Origin of the sequence: Phaeacidiphilus oryzae TH49 (assembly GCF_000744815.1) — a bacterium.
GTDB lineage: Bacteria > Actinomycetota > Actinomycetes > Streptomycetales > Streptomycetaceae > Phaeacidiphilus > Phaeacidiphilus oryzae.
The window spans coordinates 6,689,797-6,705,364 of the sequence record NZ_JQMQ01000005.1 but is presented as its reverse complement, the minus strand read 5'-3'; the positions used below and the strand labels follow the sequence as shown (position 1 = coordinate 6,705,364).

General features: G+C 71.6%; 12 protein-coding genes and 1 tRNA gene. 5 read left to right on the top strand and 8 right to left on the bottom strand.

The window, feature by feature from the left end:
• Positions 1–52: 52 nt before the first annotated feature.
• The gene (locus tag BS73_RS33530) at positions 53–820 is read right to left on the bottom strand and encodes a hypothetical protein (protein ID WP_037578094.1); all 768 of its coding nucleotides are present in this window, start codon (positions 818–820) and stop codon (positions 53–55) included.
• 433 nt (positions 821–1,253) lie between these two features.
• Here BS73_RS33530 and BS73_RS33525 point away from each other — a divergent pair, with 433 nt between their 5' ends.
• Positions 1,254–1,463: a DUF5703 family protein gene (locus tag BS73_RS33525; RefSeq protein ID WP_037578092.1), complete on the top strand. Its 210-nt coding sequence runs from the start codon at positions 1,254–1,256 to the stop codon at positions 1,461–1,463.
• A 176-nt stretch (positions 1,464–1,639) separates the two neighbouring features.
• On the opposite strand, the gene BS73_RS40810 is transcribed toward BS73_RS33525, so the two are convergent.
• From BS73_RS40810 to BS73_RS33510, 3 genes are all read right to left on the bottom strand, one after another.
• On the bottom strand, positions 1,640–2,470 hold the full coding sequence (locus BS73_RS40810; RefSeq protein WP_322987304.1) for a chaplin: 831 nt from the start codon (positions 2,468–2,470) through the stop codon (positions 1,640–1,642).
• 255 nt (positions 2,471–2,725) lie between these two features.
• Positions 2,726–2,965, bottom strand: a complete 240-nt coding sequence (locus BS73_RS33515) for a chaplin (protein ID WP_037578090.1) — start codon at positions 2,963–2,965, stop codon at positions 2,726–2,728.
• A gap of 250 nt (positions 2,966–3,215) precedes the next feature.
• Entirely contained in the window at positions 3,216–4,544 is a 1,329-nt protein-coding gene (locus BS73_RS33510; protein ID WP_037578089.1) for a M20/M25/M40 family metallo-hydrolase, read from the bottom strand.
• A gap of 215 nt (positions 4,545–4,759) precedes the next feature.
• On the opposite strand from BS73_RS33510, the gene BS73_RS33505 reads away from it, so the two are divergent.
• Positions 4,760–4,847: transfer RNA gene (locus BS73_RS33505), tRNA-Leu, on the top strand.
• A 575-nt stretch (positions 4,848–5,422) separates the two neighbouring features.
• Here BS73_RS33505 and BS73_RS33500 read toward each other — a convergent pair.
• The gene (locus tag BS73_RS33500) at positions 5,423–6,091 is read right to left on the bottom strand and encodes a TetR/AcrR family transcriptional regulator (RefSeq protein ID WP_051941296.1); all 669 of its coding nucleotides are present in this window, start codon (positions 6,089–6,091) and stop codon (positions 5,423–5,425) included.
• A 101-nt stretch (positions 6,092–6,192) separates the two neighbouring features.
• Between BS73_RS33500 and BS73_RS33495 the strand changes: the two genes are divergently transcribed.
• From BS73_RS33495 to BS73_RS33485, 3 genes are all read left to right on the top strand, one after another.
• Entirely contained in the window at positions 6,193–7,185 is a 993-nt protein-coding gene (locus BS73_RS33495; protein WP_037578087.1) for a substrate-binding domain-containing protein, read from the top strand.
• A 563-nt stretch (positions 7,186–7,748) separates the two neighbouring features.
• Positions 7,749–9,194 carry an AAA family ATPase gene (locus tag BS73_RS33490; protein ID WP_200886757.1) on the top strand — a complete coding sequence of 482 codons (1,446 nt, stop codon included), beginning with the start codon at positions 7,749–7,751 and terminating at the stop codon, positions 9,192–9,194.
• Between the two features lie 861 nt (positions 9,195–10,055).
• Positions 10,056–10,775 (top strand): endonuclease V, encoded by a 720-nt coding sequence (locus tag BS73_RS33485; protein WP_051941645.1) that lies wholly within the window; start codon positions 10,056–10,058, stop codon positions 10,773–10,775.
• Between the two features lie 314 nt (positions 10,776–11,089).
• Here the strand turns inward: BS73_RS33485 and pntB are convergent, their stop codons facing one another.
• The 3 genes from pntB to BS73_RS37985 all read right to left on the bottom strand — a co-directional run bounded on the left by pntB (position 11,090) and on the right by BS73_RS37985 (position 15,275).
• Positions 11,090–12,556 carry a Re/Si-specific NAD(P)(+) transhydrogenase subunit beta gene (gene pntB / locus BS73_RS33480; protein ID WP_037578085.1) on the bottom strand — a complete coding sequence of 489 codons (1,467 nt, stop codon included), beginning with the start codon at positions 12,554–12,556 and terminating at the stop codon, positions 11,090–11,092.
• Between the two features lie 6 nt (positions 12,557–12,562).
• The gene (locus BS73_RS33475) at positions 12,563–14,128 is read right to left on the bottom strand and encodes a Re/Si-specific NAD(P)(+) transhydrogenase subunit alpha (RefSeq protein WP_037578084.1); all 1,566 of its coding nucleotides are present in this window, start codon (positions 14,126–14,128) and stop codon (positions 12,563–12,565) included.
• A 316-nt stretch (positions 14,129–14,444) separates the two neighbouring features.
• On the bottom strand, positions 14,445–15,275 hold the full coding sequence (locus tag BS73_RS37985; protein ID WP_037578083.1) for a family 16 glycoside hydrolase: 831 nt from the start codon (positions 15,273–15,275) through the stop codon (positions 14,445–14,447).
• Between the last annotated feature and the right edge of the window lie 293 nt (positions 15,276–15,568).

The window sequence follows — 15,568 nt, the reverse complement described above, 5'->3', positions numbered from 1 at the left end:
CGGGGTCGCCCGGGGCCGTGCCCGGATCCGCCGGGCGCCGGGCCAGTCGGCGTCAGCGATCCGGGTCGAGCGCCTCCAGCTCGTCGCCGTAGATCTCGGAGACGTCGAAGCGGCAGATCATCGTCTGCGCGTCGACGTCCTCGAACGGCTCGGCCAGCCACTCGCCGGGCTCGGCGGGCTCGGTGGCGCAGACCCAGAGCGTGGAGTCGCCCTCCTCCAGGCCGAACTCCTCGCAGCGGGAGGCGATCTCGTCCGGCTCGTACTCGCCGAAGAGGAGGCCGAGGGCGCTGTTGGTGCCGGGCAGCTCGATGCCGGTGCGGGGCCCGGAGCGGGGCCGGGCCAGGATCGGGGTGACCGTATCGGCGGCGTCGGCATCGGCATCGGCCTCCGCGTCCGCGCCGGTGTCCGTAACGGCCAGCGCCCCCGCCGCCCCCGTCGCGGGCTCCGGCGCCGGCCCGACCCCGGACTCCACCCGCGCGGCCTGCCGGCGCAGCCGCGCCGGGTCCACCACCAGGTAGTCGCGGCGGATGAGGACGCTCACCGCCTCCGGATCCTCGGTGTCCGGGTAGCCGCTCCCCTCCTCGTCCACGGTCGGGAGTTCGAACGGGGTCACCTCGTCGTAGGCCTCGTAGAGGACCTCGTCGTAGGCGTCCGCCGCGGCGGCCAGCGCCTCGTAGGCGTCGGCCACCCGCTCGTCGGCGGGGCCCGTGCGGGTCTCGACCACCTGCAGATGGGCGTCGATCGCCCGCTTCAGCGCCTCCGCGGCGGCGCGGACCCGGCTGCTCATCTCGTCGGGACGGGGCTGCTCGACATCAGACATGGCTCAGACGCTATCCGGCGCGGGCCCCGCTGTGCAGGGCTGTTGCGCAGGGAGGCCGGGCGGGCCAGGAAAACGGCGCACGGGCGCCCCTTTCGGCACCTCTGCGGCCGATTCGAGCCCCCTTTCGACCCGGCCAGGGCCGAGCGGCCGGCCGTTCGGCCACCCGCCGCTGGCTGGAGCTTCATCCTCCGGACCCCTGTGCGCGGCCTCCGGTTCGTGCCATCCTGGCGCGAAGCGGTTCGGCAGCCGGCCGACCCACTGAGCCACCACCGAGCTGAGTGTTCGTCAGGGCCGCGTCCGCGGTCGCCGGTCCCCGGTCGCCGATGCGCTGCTCGTCGCTCGAGGTGCGCCTCGGGGTGTGAGCAGCGTCATCCGCGGGTGCGGCCGGGAACCGCCGTAGGCTGGGACCGTTCCGTCCGCGGGAGGAGAAGCCTTGCCCCCACCCACCACCGTCCGTCAGCCGGAGTACGAGTTCCGGTCCGTCGTGCTGCCCCGCAGCGTGTCCCGCAAGGCCGCGACGCGCCTGCTCACCGACCACGCCGAGTACGGCCACTGGGAACTCGACCGGCTGCGGCTCTTTCCGGACGGCACCCGCCGGGTGACCCTCCGCCGAAAGATCATCCGCCAGGTGCGTACCTGGTGACCCTGCCGTAGGGCGCCTGTCCCCGGACAGGCAGCGCGGGGCGGGCCCATCGCCCGCCCCGCGCGTGCCGGGGCGTCTTTCGCGCCCCGGGCGTCTCCCGCGCCCCCGCGCGTCTCTCGCGATTCGCGCCCCTCGCTCTGCCTCCCGCGCGCGTCAGATCACGCGCTTCGGGCCGCTCAGGCCCGCGCCCGGCTGCGGGCCCTGCCCCTGCGGTACAGCAGCGTGCCGCCCAGCAGCAGCGCGGCTCCCGCCGGGACCAGCACCTCGGCGGCCTCGCCGCCACCGGTGGTGGCCAGCGTGGCGCCGGCCGTCCTTCCGCTGTCCGCGACCGTCCTGGCATTCCCCAGGGTCCGCGTCCGGCCCGACCCGCCGGTGCTCGACGGCGGCGGGTTGTGGTGGGCCCGCGAGGGCGGCGGCAGCGGGCTTCCGCCGCCGTGGCCGCCCGGAGGGGGCGTCGGCTTCGACCCGACCGGGGTCGATCCTCCGCCGCCGGGACCGCCCGAGCCGCCGGAGCCGGTCGCTCCGCTGCCCGAACCGCCGTTGGCACAGCGCTCGCCCATCGCCGGGTTGAGCCCGCCGATCACGGTCACCGAGTTGCCGCAGGCGTTGACCGGGACGTCCACCGGCGCCTGCACCGTGTTGCCGGACAGCACGCCGGGCGAGCCGGTCGAGCCGCCCTTGGCCGAGGCGCCCGAGCCACCGGTCCCCCGGCCCGAGCCCGTCCCCTTGCCGGAGCCGGAGCTCGAGCCGGAACCGGAACCGGACCCCGAGCCCTTGCCGGACGAGCCGCCGGCGGCGCCGGACTCGTTGGCGCAGCGGTTCCCGAAGGCCGGATTGAGAAGCCCGACCACGTTGACGGTGTTGCCGCATACGTTGACCGGTACGTGCACCGGCGCCTGAATGGTGTTCCCCGAGCCCACTCCGGGGGACCCGGCGGTCCCGCCCTGTGCGCTCGACGCCGCGGCGGCGTACCCCGCGGTCGAGGCGAGGACCGTCCCCGTGGCCATCACGGTGAGGATTCCTCGCTTGGCAGCTTGTCGCATGGTTTTACCCTGCCTCTGCTCAACTACCCATAGGACCAGTCCCACTGACTGGCCATCCGAAAATCAGACCGGCGATGAAGCCGGTCGAGCGGCGCTCCCGCACTCCATTCCGGGGGCGAACTTCCGTACCGGGAATGGGAATACCGCCGTCCCGACGGGCCTGGCGGGCCCGTCGGGACGGCGTCGCTAGCGCGTGGTCAAAGCCGGCTCACGCGTGGGTCACTTGTTCACGCAGGCGTTGCCGAAGGCCGGGTTGAGCAGCCCGATCACGCTGACGGTGTTGCCGCAGACGTTGACCGGAACGTGCACCGGGACCTGGATCAGATTGCCGGAGAGCACCCCCGGGGAACCGACGGCCGCACCCTGGGCAGCGGCGCCGTTGGCGAAGGCCGCACCCGCCCCGCCGAGCATGAGACCACCGGTGACCACGGTGACAGCGGCGATCTTCTTGACCTTCATCTCAGTTCCTCCCTCTAGACACTGCGGCCCCGCGTTCGCCGGGGGCCGCATCGGGGTGAACGAAGCTGTGGCAAATGGGGTACGGCCCTCGATCGGGCAATCACCCGGTCCAGTGACGGACCGAAAATACATTCAACCGATTTTCCGGCCCGAAACGACAACAGGCCGCCAATTCATATGAATTGACGACCTGTCGACGAAACCGGAGCTCAGCGCGGCTCAGCCCGGCCGCAGCAGCCCCTCCGGCCGCTCAGCACCCATCGAGGAAACGATCCAGCACCCGCACGCCGAACTGAAGTCCGTCCACCGGGACGCGCTCGTCCACGCCGTGGAACATCCCTGCGAAGTCCAGCTCAGGCGGCAGCCGCAGCGGGGCGAAGCCGAAGCAGCGGATGCCCAGATCGGAGAAGGACTTCGCGTCCGTCCCGCCGGAGAGGCAGTAGGGCACCGCCCGGGCGATCGGGTCCTCGGCGCGCAGCGCGGACTGCATGGCGTCCACCAGCGCCCCGTCGAAGGAGGTCTCGTACGCCTTGTCGGCGTGGACGTCCTCGCGGCGGACGCGGGGGCCGAGCACCGAGTCCAGCTCGGCCAGGAACTCGTCCTCAAGGCCGGGCAGGAAGCGCCCGTCCACATGCGCGGTGGCCTCGCCGGGGATGACGTTCACCTTGTAGCCGGAGCCGAGCATGGTGGGCTGCGCGGTGTTCCGCAGGGTGGCCCCGATCAGCTTGGCGATTCCGCCGAGCTTGGCCAGGGTGGCGTCCATGTCCTCCGGGTCCAGCTCGACGCCGAGGGCGTCCGACAGCTCGTCCAGGAAGGCGCGGACGGTCTTGGTCACCCGCACCGGGAACTTGTGCCGGCCGAGCCGGGCGACCGCCTCGCACAGCTCGGTGATCGCGTTGTCGTCGTTGGTCATGGATCCGTGGCCGGCCGTCCCCTCGACGGTCAGCCGCATCCAGTGCATCCCCTTCTCGGCGGTCTCGATGAGGTAGAGCCGCAGGTCGTCGTTGACGGTGAAGGAGAAGCCGCCGACCTCGCCGATCGCCTCGGTGACGCCCTCGAAGAGATCGGGGTGGCGGTCCACCAGGTACCGGGCCCCGTAGGTCCCGCCGGCCTCCTCGTCGGCGAGGAAGGCCAGGACGATGTCGCGCGGGGGCTTGCGCCCGGTGCGCAGCCGCTCGCGGATGACGGCGAGCGTCATCGCGTCCATGTCCTTCATGTCGACGGCCCCGCGACCCCAGACGCAGCCGTCCGCGACCTCGCCCGAGAAGGGGTGGTGGGTCCAGTCCTCGGCGTTGGCCGGGACCACGTCCGTGTGCCCGTGGATCAGCAGCCCGGGACGCGAGCGGTCCTCGCCCTCGATCCGGGCGACCGCGCTGGCCCGGCCCTTGGCCGACTCGATGATCTTGGCCTCGACGCCGACCTCGGCGAGCTTCTCGGCCACGTACTCCGCCGCCGCCCTCTCCCCGGGGCCCTCGTTGTTGCCGTAGTTGCTGGTGTCGATCCGGATCAGGTCCCGGCAGAGATCGGCGACCTCGCTCTCGCCGGTCACCGCCGTCGTCGACTGCGTCGACTCGCTCACGCGTTCCCTCCTCATCGCCCCTCATCGCCCGTACGGGCGCGGCTCCGCCATCCTCCCCCCTCCCCACCCCGGTACCCAACAGCGCCCCGCCATCACCGCAGCTCCGAGGGGGTCCCGAAGCGGTTTTCGATCTTCCGCGGTCCTCTGCTATGTTTATCCCCGTCAGCGCGGCCGACATGGGCGACAGCCCGCCCCGGCGGCGCGAACGACGCCTTGTCCGGGTGGCGGAATGGCAGACGCGCTAGCTTGAGGTGCTAGTGCCCTTTATCGGGCGTGGGGGTTCAAGTCCCCCCTCGGACACCACCAGTACGCCCACGGGCGGTCTCGGCTGAATGACAGCCGCGACCGTCCGTTTTGCGTCGTCAAAGGTGAGCCTGAGTCCGAGATGTCGATAGACCTCGGCCTTCCGTTCCGCATCGGCGTGTTGGATCGCAGTCGAGAGGTCACCCAGGGCGTCGACGGGATCGTGGATCTCCGTCCCGCTGAGACTCAGCCTGGGCTGGCCCGGTCATGGTTCCAGGTCCCCTGCATGACGCGCCGGCATCCCTCATGGAGGGTCAGACCCTTCTCGGCAGTCGCCGACCGGACCGACTCGGTCGAGGCGGACGTCAGTAAGCAGCGACCATCCGCGGATCGGTGCGACGGACTTGGACGGTCCGCCCGGACTGCGATGCGGCCAGGACGAGTTCAGTCGCTCAGGGGCCGACCACTGCAGAAAGTCCGCCGTCCCGGCCTGGTTTGCCACGCGCCCAGCGGCTGCCCTTCTGATCCCTCATCGGGCCTACTGCCACTCTCGGCTCGTGCAACCGGCCGGGTGCGGTTGCCGCCCCGAGGGACCGAGGACGTCGACCCCTGCTACTCGCGAGCGATGCACGAGCTCAGGACTCTACGTGTCCCGCTTCGGGCTCTTCCTCTCGCGGCCGTGCCTGGGTGCGGCCAAGGAGCATCTGGATATCGTCGGCGACGCCCGTCGTATCGGTCAGGCCGAATCCCACGCGTTGGAGGATGCATCCGTGCAGCAGGGCCATCACTGCCCGCGCACCGCGCTCGGGCTCCACCTCGGGGGGCACGGCTCCGGCGGCCTGGCCGCGGCGAAGGGCGTCGGCGATGCTGCGCAGCATTCCCTGGAAGCCCTCGAGGGCGCGGGCGTGCACCGTTTCACTGCGGAGTAGCTCTGACCAGCTCTGCACTCCGCAGCGCAACAGCTCCTCGACCGGTACCCGGCCTCCGGCGGCATCGACGATGTCGTCGGCGTTCAGTGCCTTGAGGGAGGCGGCCACCAGGTCGGCGGGAGATGCGTGGTCGGTTGTCGCCGCGAGTTGCTGGATGGGAGCGAAGACGAGCCGGAAGGCGTCTTCCGCGATGGCGAGGATGATCTCGTCCTTGCTTGCGAAGTACCGGTAGGCCGCCCCGGCCGAGACATCGGCCTCCGCCGCGATGTCGGGCATGGAGGTCTGATGGAAGCCGTCCCGCGAGAAGCACCGACGCGCTGCCCCCACGATCTGTGCACGCCTGGCCTCGCGGCGCTCCGGAGTGATGCGTGGCATGCGATACCTCCAACGTAAATGAACATTCATCTTGACACTCGGGCCCTGCCCGGTCCCACCCTATAGATGAAAGATCATTCACGGAAGCGAGGATCCTTCTCATGAGCACACCGCTGTGTGTCGGCGCCTACGCCTACGAGCACACCGAGGCGCTTCTGGACGGCCGCGTCCCGATTGCCGGCGTGGACGCCACATTCGAGACGGCCCCGCTGGTGTCGGACATCTTCCGGCGCACCGTCGAAGGCCACTACGACGTCGCCGAGTACGGTCTGACCTACTTCCTGCGCACGTTCGACCTTGAGGATTCGCCGTTCCTGGCGTTGCCGATCTTCCCGAACCGCAACTTCCGGCACTCGGCCGTCTTTGTGAACACCGCGGCGGGCATCAAGAAGCCGCAGGACCTCGCGGGCAAGACCATTGGCGAGTTCGCGTTGTTCGGGCACGACCCCGGCGTGTGGATGAAGGGCGTCTTCCACGACGAGTACGGCCTGACGCCTGATCAGTCCCGATGGGTCATCGGGGGCACCGACCATCCCATCCCCGCCTTCGACTGGGTCCCGCAGCCGATTCCGGACGGGGTGGACGTGCGGCACGCGGCCGAGGGCGAGACCTTGGGCGCGATGCTCGAGTCCGGCGAGATCGACGCACTCATCTCGGTCGATGTCCCCCAGGCCCTGCTCAACGGCTCGAAGAAGATCGCCCGGCTCTTCCCCGACTACGAGACCGTTGAGCGCGACTACTACCGGCGCACCGGGATCTTCCCCGCCATGCACATCGTCGCCGTGCCCCGGGAACTGGCCGCAAAGGCCGACCTCATGACGTCCGTCTACCGCGCCTTCTGCGAGGCCAAGGAGATCGCCCAGCAGAAGTACCGCGACGGCGCGCTGAAGCAGCACATGGGAGCGGTCACTCCCTGGTTCAGCAAGCTCTTCGAGGAGAACCGGGCGCTGTTGGGTGAGGACTGGTGGCCCTACGGTCTCGGCGCGAACCGCAGGGTCCTCGACACGTTCCTGCGCTACCACCACGAGCAGGGCCTCTCGAAGCGGCTCCTGACCAGCGAGGACATCATCGCTCCCGCACTGCTCGACACCTGAGGGCACCGCGGACAAGTTGCCCTCATACGCCGCCGAGAGGCGGGACTGGGGTGCTACTGCTGCGGCCGGCCTGGCCGCAGCTGCGAGCGCGGCGGGGGCGGCAGCCGCCTCGGTGGTTGTCGTGTCCACGGCGGCGGCGCCTTGCTGGGCGGAGAGCCGCTCGATGGTCGACGCCCGCCGACCGGGTGCGAAGGACAGAGCCAGCCACTGCTCCATCGGGCTGATCACGCTGGATTCGCGCACCCGATGTTCCTGCCGTGCGCGCCCGCGGTGAGTTGCGCCTACTCCATGCCGCACCGGCAGCGGGAGTACGCCTCCTGACGAATCCACTCGCCGGTGATCTTCCGCCCGCACAAGGCGGCCGTCGACGCGCTGGGCGGCACCACACGTCGATGCCGGCCCGACCGGTCGCCGGCGCGCGAGGCGGCGATGGGCGGCAGCGAGCCCGGGGGCGCCGTGCGCTTTCCAGGACCACGCCGTGCGGCGCGCTCCGATGCATGAATAGGTCTGCCTATAATAGATGGACCTATAGAAACGGAGGTGTCGTGGACAAGCCTGCCGAGATGTTCGATCGCGACTTCGAGTGGGCCGAGCTCGTCCGCTACGCCGGCTACCAGGGGCCGGCCGCGACCCTGGGCGTGGTCTCCGGGCGGCGCCGGCAGGGCAAGACCTACCTGCTGGACGCGATCGTCCAGGCCACCGGCGGGTTCATGTTCACCGCCACCGAGACCACCGAGACCGACGCCCTGCGCCAGTTCGGCGAGGCCCTCGCGGCCCACCTGGACGAACCCGCCCCCTTCCGGTTCGCCAACTGGGACGAGGCCATCGCCCGCCTGATGCGCATCGCCACCGCCGGGCCCACCGTCGCCGTCATCGACGAGTTCCCCTTCCTGGCCAAGGCCTCCCCGTCCCTCCCGTCCATCATCCAGCGCGCCCTGGACCCCACCGCCCAGCGCACCAACACCCCCGTGCGCCTCCTGCTGTGCGGCTCCGCACTCTCCTTCATGGGACGTCTGCTGGCCGGCAACGCGCCGTTGCGCGGCCGCGCCGGTCTGGACCTGATCGTGCCCACCCTGGACTACCGCCTCGCCGCCCAGTTCTGGGACAGCCCCGACCACCGCACCGCAGCCCTCACCAACGCCATCGTCGGCGGCACCCCCGCCTACCGCCGCGAGTTCGCCCAGGGCGACGCCCCCACCGGCCCCGAGGACTTCGACCCCTGGGTGACCCGCTCCGTCCTCAACCCCGGACGCCCGCTCTTCCGCGAGGCCCGCTACCTGCTGGCCGAGGAACCCGAACTGCACGACACCGCCCTCTACCACTCCGTCCTCGCCGCGATCGCCAACGGCAACTCCCGGCGCGGCGGCATCGCCGACTACCTCGGCCGCAAATCCACCGACCTCGCCCACCCCCTGGGCGTCCTCGAGGACGTCGGCATGATCAGCCACGAAGAGGACGCCTTCCGGCGCAACCGCTCCGCCTACCGCATCACCGAACCCCTGATCACCTTCTACCACGCCGTCATGCGCCCGGCCTGGGGCGACCTGGAACGCCCCGGACGCGCCGCACCGGTCTGGCAACGCTCCCAGCCCGCCTTCCGCAGCAAGGTGCTGGGGCCGCACTTCGAAGCCATGTGCCGGCAGTGGGCCCGCTGGCACGCCGCGCCCGACACCTTCGGCGGCCACCCCAGCCGCGTCACCGCCGGCACGGTCAACGACCCCGCCGCCCGCACCGGCCACGAGGTCGACGTCGCCGTCCACGGCCGCGACGACCGCGAACAACTCCTCGCCATCGGCGAGGCCAAATGGAACGACACCATGGGCCCGGGCCACCTGCACCGCCTCCAGCACATCCGCGAACTCCTCCGCGCCCGCGGCGACGTACACGCCCAGCACACCCGCCTGCTCTGCTTCAGCGGCGCCGGCTTCACCGACGACCTGCGACGCCAAGCAGATCAGGACGAGACCATCCAACTCATCGACCTCGAACGCCTCTACGTCGGCGAGTGAGGCACGGTGTGGCTCACAGGAGGTCGCAGGGGCATTCGGCGAGGAGGCGGAGGACGGCCAGGGCGGCGGGGCGGCCCGGGGGGCGAATGCGCAGCGCGCGGCCGGCACAGCGGCGGCCCAGGACGCGTATCGCTCAGCACGGACTGCTCCCAGCAGGGTCGCGGCCGCGAAGCCGGGTGGGGTGAGACGAGCCACCGCTCGACCGGCTTCCGTCGCCCAGAGGCGCAGGTACGTGCAACCGGGGCGAGTTCGCCGTCGTCCAGGGTCTGCATCCCGCCGACCATGACCTGTACCGGACGGCAGAGTTGCTCACCTCGGAGCCATCCACCAATGCCGTTCTGCGCGGCCGGGTCCCCGGCCGCGGCTTCGGGCAGCGGGTTCTGCTGCTTGCGGACCCCCACCTGCGGATCGAGATCGCCGATGCCCCGGTGCGACGGCCTACCCCGCGCACGCCGGAGTGGGTGAGGTCGTCGAGTACCCCGGTCGGGTTGGTGAGCACACCGCGGCGGCGGCGATGAACCCCCGCCGGGACATCCGTGTCCGTGACGACCGCTCCGCCGGCGGCTCCCCTGCTGACACACCTGGCATGGTGCCTGATCGAGTGCCGCCACGGTGCTGCATGGATCGCCACCGAGACAAGAACCTTGACGACGCCCAGACGAAGAACCGCTTCGCGCTCGACGCTTCTGGACCGGCGGTGACCCGCCCCCAAGAGCCGATGGACCGCCACTAGCGCACAGGACTCGCGGGACTCGCGGGACTCGCGGGAACGGCAGGGCTGCGATCATGGGCGTGCACGGGCGGGGATCTCCTCGTCGCCGAGAGCGGCACCCCACTGACCGACGAAACCTTCGAGGCCTCCTGGTGACCAATCACCCACCCTTCACTCCACCCCGTGGGGAAGCCGAGGCGATCAACGAGCAGGAGAGGTTGCGCCCGCTCGTCGATGTCTCGGTTCCCGGTCCCGACCTCTCCTCCGGCGGGCTCATCACCGGAGTGGACGTCGCCTACGACGACGCGCGGGACCGGGTGGTGGCGGCCGCCGTCACGCTGGACAGCACAGATCTCAGCGTGGTGGAGGAGGCGACCGCCGCCGGAAGGGTCTCCTTCCCGTACGTCCCCGGCCTGCTCGCCTTCCGCGAGCTCCCCGCCGTGCTGGACGCGTTGGGCGCGCTCAGGCGCAGCCCCGACCTGATCGTCTGCGACGGCTACGGCCTTGCCCACCCCCGCCGCCTCGGACTGGCCGGCCACCTCGGGGTACTCACCGGGATCCCGACCTTCGGGGTGGCCAAGACCCCGTTCCTGTACGGCTTTCAGTCGCCGGGACCCGAGCGCGGGGACTCGAGTCCGCTGCTGGACGGCGCCGAGGTGGTCGGCCGAGCGCTGCGGACCCGCCCCGGCGTCAAGCCCGTCTTCGTCTCCGCAGGACACCTCATCGACCTCGACCACGCCTGCGCCCACACCCTCCGCCTCACCCCCCGCTATCGCCTGCCCGAGACCACCCGGGCCGCCGACCACCTGTGCCGACAGGCCCTCGGGGGCGGGTGGTCGCCGGAAGCGCCATCAGGCGCATTCCAGTAGGCGATCCCCATGGCGCAACTGGTGGTCCTCCTGCACGGCTTGCCGGTGAGGGCTACGCAGGGCTCTGCGGTGCCAGACGACTCCGTGCCCGCCGGCCGGCAGGTCGTCGTCGGCCGCGCTGATGAGCCCGCCAAACGCGGCCGTCCACGGGTGGAAGAACCGCGCAGGCCCCGCCCCCAGGCCTTGCGGCATTCTCGGGCCATGGTGGGACCGCGCTCCCGAGCAGCGGGCGGCCCGGGCCCCGGTTCGTTGCGACCGGGGCGCCAGACCGCCCGCCCTGCTCCAGCGCGCCGCTATGGGCTACCGACCGCCGGCTACCTCGTCGCCGTCTCGCGGTGGGTGGTCGGGGGACGGCTGTCGCCGTCTCCCGCGGCGGGGAGTTCGCGGAGGATCTCCTCCACGCTCTGCTTGGCGTCGCCGAAGAGCATGCCGGTGTTCTCGCGGAAGAACAGCGGGTTCTGCACGCCCGCGTAGCCGGAGGCCATGGACCGCTTGAAGACGACGACCTGCTCCGCCTCCCAGACCCGCAGCACCGGCATGCCGGCGATCGGGCTGCTCGGGTCCTCGGCCGCGGCCGGGTTGACCGTGTCGTTTGCGCCGATCACCAGGACCACCGAGGTCCGCGCGAAGTCGTCGTTGATCTCGTCCATCTCCAGGACGATGTCGTACGGCACCTTCGCCTCGGCCAGCAGCACGTTCATGTGTCCCGGCAGCCGCCCGGCGACCGGGTGGACGCCGAAGCGGACCTCGACGCCGCGCTCCCGCAGCTGCCGGGTCAGCTCCGCGACCGGGTGCTGCGCCTGGGCCACGGCCATCCCGTAGCCGGGGGTGATGATCACCGAGCCGGCCTGGGCGAGCAGCTCGGCCACCTCGGCCGCCCGCAGCTCGCGGTGCTCGCCCTGCTCCTCGTCGCCGCCGGACGGCGCCTCGATGCCGAAGCCGCCCGCGATGACCGAGATGAAGGACCGGTTCATCGCCTTGCACATGATGTAGGAGAGGTAGGCACCCGAGGAGCCGACCAGCGCACCCGTGACGATCAGCAGGTTGTTGTCGAGGAGGAAGCCGGCCGCGGCCGCCGCCCACCCCGAGTAGCTGTTCAGCATGGACACCACGACCGGCATGTCACCGCCGCCGATCGAGGCCACCAGGTGCCAGCCGAGCGCCAGCGCCAGCACCGTCACCACGATCATCAGCGGCAGGTCGGGACTGATCACGAAGCAGATGGTCAGCACCACGAAGGCGGCGAGCGCGCCCAGGTTCAGCGCGTTCTTGCCGGGCAGCGTCAGCGGGCGGGACTTGATCCGCGCCGACAGCTTCAGGAAGGCGACGATCGAGCCGGTGAAGGTGACCGCGCCGATGAAGATGCCGATGAACACCTCGGCGTGGTGGATGCCCAGCAGGTCGCCGGCGATCTCGGTCTGCGCCGTGCCGTGCGACTCCACCTCCAGGTAGCTGTTCCAGCCGACCAGCACGGCGGCCAGGCCGACGAAGCTGTGCAGTACGGCGATGAGTTCCGGCATCTGGGTCATCTCGACCCGCCGGGCCCGCCACAGGCCGGCCGCCGCGCCCACCGCCATGGCGACCAGGATCAGCGCGACCGCCCCCGCGTTGATGCTCTGCGCCGCCACCACGATCGTGGCGATCAGCGCGAGGGCCATGCCGGCGATGCCGTAGGCCACGCCGGCGCGGGAGGTGCGGTGCTGGGACAGTCCGGCCAGGCTGAGGATGAACAGCAGGGCGGCGACCAGGTAGGCCGCGTGAGAGGCCGTCAGGGAAGTCATCTCGGCTCAGCCCTTCGAGAACATCGACAGCATGCGGCGGGTGACGGCGAAACCTCCGAAGACGTTGACGCTCGTCAGCAGGATCGCCACCGCGGACAGCGTGGTGACGACCCAGCTCTCGTGACCGATCTGCAGCAGGGCGCCGGTCACGACGATCCCTGAGATCGCGTTGGTCACCGACATCAGCGGCGTGTGGAGGGCGTGGTGCACCTTGCCGATGACGTAGTAACCGATCACCACGGCCAGCGCGAACACCGTGAAGTTCTCGGCGAGTTGGGCCGGGGCGAAGGCCACGATCAGGAACATGGCCAGCATGCCGAGGCCGATCAGGCCGAAGCGGCGGGCCGGGGTGAGCTTCGGCTTCGCCGGCTCGGCGGGCTCGGCGGTCGCGGCCGCCGGCTTGGCCGCGGCCGCGGGCGCCGCCGAGACCGCGACGGGCGGCGGCGGCCAGGTGACGTCGCCGGCCCGGACCACGGTCACGGCCCGCTGCACGACGTCGTCGAAGTCGAGCGCCAGCCGCCCGTCCTTCTCCGGCGTCAGCAGCTTGAGGAGGTTCAGCAGGTTGGTGCCGAACAGCTGGGAGGCCTGGGCGGGCAGCCTGGACGCGAGGTCGGTGTAGCCGATGATGGTCACGTTGTTGTCGGTGACCACCGACCGGCCCGCGACCGTCCCCTCGACGTTGCCGCCCATCGCCGCGGCCATGTCGACGACGACGCTCCCCGGCTTCATCGCCGCCACGTCCGCCGCGGTCAGCAGCCGCGGCGCCGGGCGCCCGGGGATCAGCGCGGTGGTGATGACGATGTCCACGTCCTGGGCCTGCGCGTGGTACAGCTCGGCGGCGGCCCGGTCGTAGTCCTCCGAGGTGGCCTTGGCGTAGCCGTCGGTGCCGGCCTCCTGGGCGACGTCGACCGGCAGGTACTCCCCGCCCAGCGACTTCACCTGGTCCGCGACCTCCGGCCGCGGGTCGGTCGCCCGGACGATCGCGCCCAGGCTGGACGCGGCGCCGATGGCGGCGAGCCCGGCCACGCCGGCCCCGGCCACCAGCACCTTCGCCGGCGGCACCTTGCCGGCGGCGGTCACCTGACCGGTGAAGAACCGTCCGAAGACATGGGCGGCCTCGATCACCGCCCGGTACCCGGCGATGTTCGCCATCGAGGACAGCACGTCCATCGACTGCGCCCGCGAGATGCGCGGCACCGCGTCCAGTGCGAGCGCGGTCACCCCCGCAGCGGCCAGCGCCTCCAGCAGCTCGGGGTGCTGTGCCGGGGCGAGCAGACCCGCCACCGTGGCTCCCGTTCGCAGTCGGCCGATCTCCGCATCGGAGGGGGCGTTCACCTTCAGGACGACGTCCGTCGCCCAGGCGTCGCCGATCTCGGCGCCGGCGTCGAGGTACGCGTCGTCGGCGAAGCCGGACGCCGCCCCGGCCTCGGGCTCGACCACCACCTCGTAACCGAGCTTGAGCAGTTGACGCACCGTTGCGGGGGTCGCGGCGACGCGTGTCTCCCCGGAAACGGACTCGGCGACCACGCCTACGCGCTGCGGAGGGTGGTGCGCGGGATCTTGAGCAGACATTTCCTGTATCTCTCGCCAGACGGGGTTGACGGGGGATCTGTGCGCGGGGGGTTTGTACAGTCCTTCTCCCCTTTGAACGCATGAACCTACCGGCTCGCCCAGCGAGGGCAGAAGTGACATGGGTCACCACACGGCGGCCCCGGCGGGCGGGCAGGCCGGGCACATCGATCCACGGCGAGGCCGATTCCCCGCTTGCTCGGACGGCGTCCGATCGGCGTCGGACTTCGTCCGAACGTGGTCGGAGCGGCGTCCGAGCGTGATCCGAATCTGGCCCGAACGGCGTCCGAGCGTGATCCGAACGGCCTACCGAACGGCGTCAGACGGTGTCGGCGGTGCGGACGGTGAGGTCCCGCCAGGAGGCCGCGGCGGCGAAGTCGCGGACCCCGATGGCGCCGCGGAGGAAGGTGCAGTCCTGGACCGCCGCCGACACCGGGGCAGCGGAGGGGTCCGCGGCCGGGGTCCCGTCGACGGCTATCGAGCAGCCGACCACCCGGACGGTCAGGTGGTACCAGGTGTCGGCGGACAGGCCGCCGGGGATCGCCGTGCCGGCCAGCTCCTTCCAGCCGTACTTCTCCCGCCCGATGATCAGGGAGGAACCGCTGACGCCCACGTAGTACCCGTCGAGGCTGTCGGTCCCGGTCGCCGGGTCGGAGGCGCGCACCAGGAGGCCCGCGTTGCCGTTGGGGCTGAAGTGCCCGACGCGCACGTCGCCCTGGAGGACGTAGTCGCGCCAGCCGGTGTCTCCGATGACCGCCTTGTTGCCGCCGGTGCCGGCCATCGACTCGGTGTAGGCGCCGCCGGCCACGGACCAGTGGCCCCCGTAGTCCTTCCAGCCGTGGGCGCCCGCCCCGAACTCGGAGGCGTAGAGCAGTGTGCCCCCGGCCCCTCCACCGGCCGTCGGCGCGGTGTTCGCGTCGGCCGTGGCCCTGGCCTTGGCCGTGGCCGTGGAACGCGGGGGCGAGGGGCGGGGCGAGGTCGGCGTCGTACGGGCGGAGGGGGAGCCGGTCAGGGCCGGCAGGGCCTCCTCGGTGGTGGGCGCGGCAGTCGGCGTGGACGAGGTCTCGGCCGTGCCGCCGGCCCGGGAGTCGCCCCCGTGCCCCGGATGGCCGCCGAGCAGCATCAGCGGAACGACGACGGCGAATGCCACCCCAACCCCCACCAGGCCGGGCAGCGGCAGGCGTCGGAGCAGACCCGGCCGCTCGTACTCCTGGTCCGACCCCCGCCCACGCTGACGCGTTTGCGAGACGCCCTCCTGGTGGAAGGCGGCGGCACCGCCACCGGCCCGACCCGCGCCGAGGGCCGACGCCGATACGAACGCCGCCCCGGGCCCCGAGACCGGCCCCGGCGCCGACGCCGGGCCCGAGCCCGGTCCCCGCCCCGGACCCGGCCGAAGCCCCGCGCCCGGCGCCGTCGCCAGGCCCGGACCTGACGCCGGTCCGG